The 3,297-nt window shown below is 60.6% G+C and carries 4 protein-coding genes and 1 pseudogene; 1 reads left to right on the top strand and 4 read right to left on the bottom strand.

Translation table 11 applies throughout. The features are described 5' to 3' along the window. From yidC to rpmH, 4 genes and pseudogenes are all read right to left on the bottom strand, one after another. Positions 1 to 1,415: membrane protein insertase YidC (gene yidC, locus WCA53_RS04475; protein ID WP_423905979.1), on the bottom strand; the 1,415-nt coding region annotated here is incomplete at its 3' end. 188 nt (positions 1,416 to 1,603) lie between these two features. After that, positions 1,604 to 1,840, bottom strand: a pseudogene (yidD, locus tag WCA53_RS04470) (membrane protein insertion efficiency factor YidD); the annotation flags it as partial. 73 nt (positions 1,841 to 1,913) lie between these two features. Further along, positions 1,914 to 2,441, bottom strand: coding sequence for a ribonuclease P protein component (rnpA, locus tag WCA53_RS04465; protein WP_423905975.1), 528 nt, complete (start codon positions 2,439 to 2,441; stop codon positions 1,914 to 1,916). A gap of 9 nt (positions 2,442 to 2,450) precedes the next feature. Continuing rightward, a complete protein-coding gene (gene rpmH / locus WCA53_RS04460; protein WP_237574535.1) occupies positions 2,451 to 2,585 on the bottom strand; it encodes a 50S ribosomal protein L34 in 135 nt (44 codons plus the stop codon). 449 nt (positions 2,586 to 3,034) lie between these two features. Between rpmH and WCA53_RS04455 the strand changes: the two genes are divergently transcribed. Then, positions 3,035 to 3,297: DnaA N-terminal domain-containing protein (locus WCA53_RS04455; protein ID WP_423905968.1), on the top strand; the 263-nt coding region annotated here is incomplete at its 3' end.

The raw sequence follows: 3,297 nt of genomic DNA, 5'->3' as shown, positions 1-3,297 counted from the left end.
TCCTTGATCCACATCACCCACGGCGCGCCGCGCATTTCCACCGACGAGAGCAACACCCAATACAGCGAAATAAACACCGGGATCTGAACGACGACGGGCAAGCACCCGCCGAACGGATTCACCTTCTCGGTCTTATAGAGCTGCATCAATTCCGCATTCATCTTTTGCGGATCGCCCTTATAGCGTTCGCGCAATTGCGTCATGCGCGGCGTGATGGTCTTCATGCGGGCCATCGACTTGTAGCTCGCGGCCGACAGCGGGAAGAACACGGCCTTGATGAGCAGCGTGAGCAGGATGATCGCCCAGCCCCAATTGCCGACAACGCCATGGATCTTGCCAAGAAGCCAGAACAGCGGCTTAGCGATGATCGTCACCATGCCGTAGTCTTTCACCAGCTCGAGACCCGGCGCCACGCCCGCGAGCATCTGCTCTTCCTCAGGACCGGCGAAAAGCCGCGCCTGCACGTCGACGGTCTGTCCCGGCGCAATGGTCTGCAGCGGCTGCTGCATGCCCACGCGATACAGCGCCGGGTCGATCTTCTGCACGTAGAAATCGCGCTTCGCGCCTTGCTCAGGAATCCATGCCGACGCGAAGTAATGCTGCACCATCGCGATCCAGCCGTTATCGGCGGAAGGTGTGAAATCGGCCTTGTTCTTGTCGATATCGGTGAAGTTGATCTTCTGGAAGTGATGCTGCTCGGTGTAGACAGCCGGCCCAATGAAGGTATGCGAGAAGCGCGGCGTTTCCACTGGCTGGCTATCGCGCACGAGTTCCATGTAGAGGCGCGGCGTGACCGGCACCGTGCCGACGTTCTGCACCTTCGTATCGACATTGATCACATAGCTGCCGCGCGTGAACGTGTAGGTCTTGATGACCTTCACGCCACCCTTGACCGGTGACTCGAACGCAAGCTTCAGCGTGTTGCCGTCGCCCATTGACGTTTGCCCGCCTGGAACCGGCGTGAACTCGTCGTTGTGGTTCGGGAAGTCGCCGCCGAGCAAGCCGGTGCGCGCGAGATACGTGTGCGTGGCGGTGTGATCGAACAGCGTGATGTACATGTCGGGTTGCTTGCCGTCGCCTTCTTTCAGAAGAGAAAGCTTCGAGAGCGTTCCGCCGCGCTTATCGATCTGGCCGGAGTAGAGGTCCGTCGAGAAGCTCACGAGTTGGTCTGCAGCGGTCACCGGCGCGTTTGCGTCGGCGGCGGACGTTCCCGGTGCTTCACCCGGCGTACCCGGCAAGTCCGAGGCCTGCGTGCCCGGCGTAGTCGTTCCCGGTGCTGCGCCGCCGGCCGTCTTGGTCGGAACGGCGCTTGGGAAGAACATCGACGGGCGCCCATGGTCTCGCTGCCAGTTGTCGAACAGCATGACAGCCGACATGAAAAAGATGACCCATAGGACGGTGCGTTTGATATCCATGCGTTGTCTCAGTGTCGATCGAAGGGCGCGTTATGGGCGCCGTGGGAGTTTGAATTTGCTGGCCCGGCCGGATCGGGTGATTCGGCTGAAGCAGATAAATTCGATGAGTTCGGGGCAGGACTGCCGACCGGTTCGGCCGCCGGCACGCCATTTTGCTGCGCGTTTTGCTTCATGGCGCAGTCGGGAGCGTTGCCAGGCATGGGAACCAAGTCGATGCCACCAGCCGAAAACGGATGGCAGCGGCATAAGCGTCTTGCTGCGAGCATTGAGCCGCGCGCGGCGCCATGATACTGGATTGCCTCGCGCGCGTAGTCGGAACAAGACGGGTAAAAGCGGCACCGGTTGCCGAGCATGGGGCTCACAGCAACCTTGTAGAAGCGCAATAGGGCCATTAAAGCCGTTTGTGCAGTTCGTGCCGTTTGCATAGGATTCGCGTTTCTTCGGACATCCGGCGCTTGCCGTGCACCCTGCTGGCGAGCCGGATTACCGCGTCCGCGCTCATGGGCTGGGAGGCGTGGGTGGATCTTTCAGGATAGCCGGGGCGGCAGTTTCTGCCATGCGACGTGCAGCTTCACGCACCGCACGATCGATCAACCCCTCTATTTCCTCACGACACAACGTGCGAAGCGGCGTCGATTTCCCGCTCGGCATGGCCTTGCGGTCGATCTTCGTGTGCAATCTCAGCAAAATGTCCCAGCCGCCAAGTTCGGCGCGCCGCAGCCTGAAAATCTCGCGTGCTAGCCGCTTGATCAGGTTGCGCGTCACCGCGCGCGGCGCGAACTTCTTGCCGATCACCAAGCCGAGTCGCGCTTCGTTTCCCGTTGGCATGCCATACAGCACAAAGTGCGGCGACCGGCGCCAGGGGCGCAAACGAAAAACGGATGAGTATTCATCCGTTTTCAGCAGCCTGGCGGCCTTGGGGAACGCGGCCCGCGCTCGCAACTGACTGGTTTCCTGTCCGGAGCTTGCGGTGCCTGGCGCCAGGCCTTCGCCCGCTTCTGGGCGAGTGCCGGTGCTTGCCGTCAAAAGCAGCCCTTAAACTGCCAGGCGCTTGCGGCCCTTCGCACGACGAGCGTTGATCACCTTGCGGCCACCTGTCGTCTTCATGCGGACGCGAAAGCCGTGGGTACGCTTGCGACGGGTGACGGAAGGTTGGTAAGTACGTTTCATGTTGGTCTCACTTCACTTGGGTGTACTTGGGTAAGAAGTACTGGGTAGTTACTGGGTAATTTACGGACCGCGAACGGACCGCGCGGCACTCGCGAAGTCATGCGAACGCCGTTGGCGCAGGAATTCGGGTTTTGCGGAACCCGCTATTTAAACCGTTTTCCTATTGACCGTCAATAGCTTATCGGGCATGAGCCCGGTTTCCGTTACGTGTCCAGGAAAGGGTAAACCAGTGTTCCGGCCCTGTGGATAACTCGCGTCGAGGGTCCATTTGGCGTTAGAATCTCGGCTCGATCCCAAGTATCCGCCCGCTGCTCCGGCGCGCTGATCCGCCTTGAAACCCTTGGCGGACAAGCGCCGGCGCATGTCTGCCCGTTCGCGCCGAGTCTTGTCGCCCATGGGCGGCGAGGGCGGTCGCAGGCCACGGCGAAACCCCTAAACGACTGCACTCGATGAACGATTTCTGGCAACACTGTTCCGCATTGCTGGAGCGAGAACTTACGCCGCAGCAGTACGTCACGTGGATCAAACCGTTGGCCCCCGTCGATTTTGACGCGGACGCGAGCACCTTGCGTATCGCCGCGCCCAATCGCTTCAAGCTCGACTGGGTCAAAAGCCAGTTTTCGGGTCGTATTGCCGATATGGCGCGTGATTTCTGGCACATGCCCGTCGATATCCAGTTCGTCCTCGATCCGAAAGCCACCGCGCGCAAGGC

Source organism: Caballeronia sp. (genome assembly GCF_049581465.1).
In the GTDB taxonomy this organism is placed as follows: domain Bacteria; phylum Pseudomonadota; class Gammaproteobacteria; order Burkholderiales; family Burkholderiaceae; genus Caballeronia.
The sequence above is the reverse complement of the archived record's forward strand: the minus strand, read 5'-3'. Positions and strand labels throughout refer to the sequence as shown.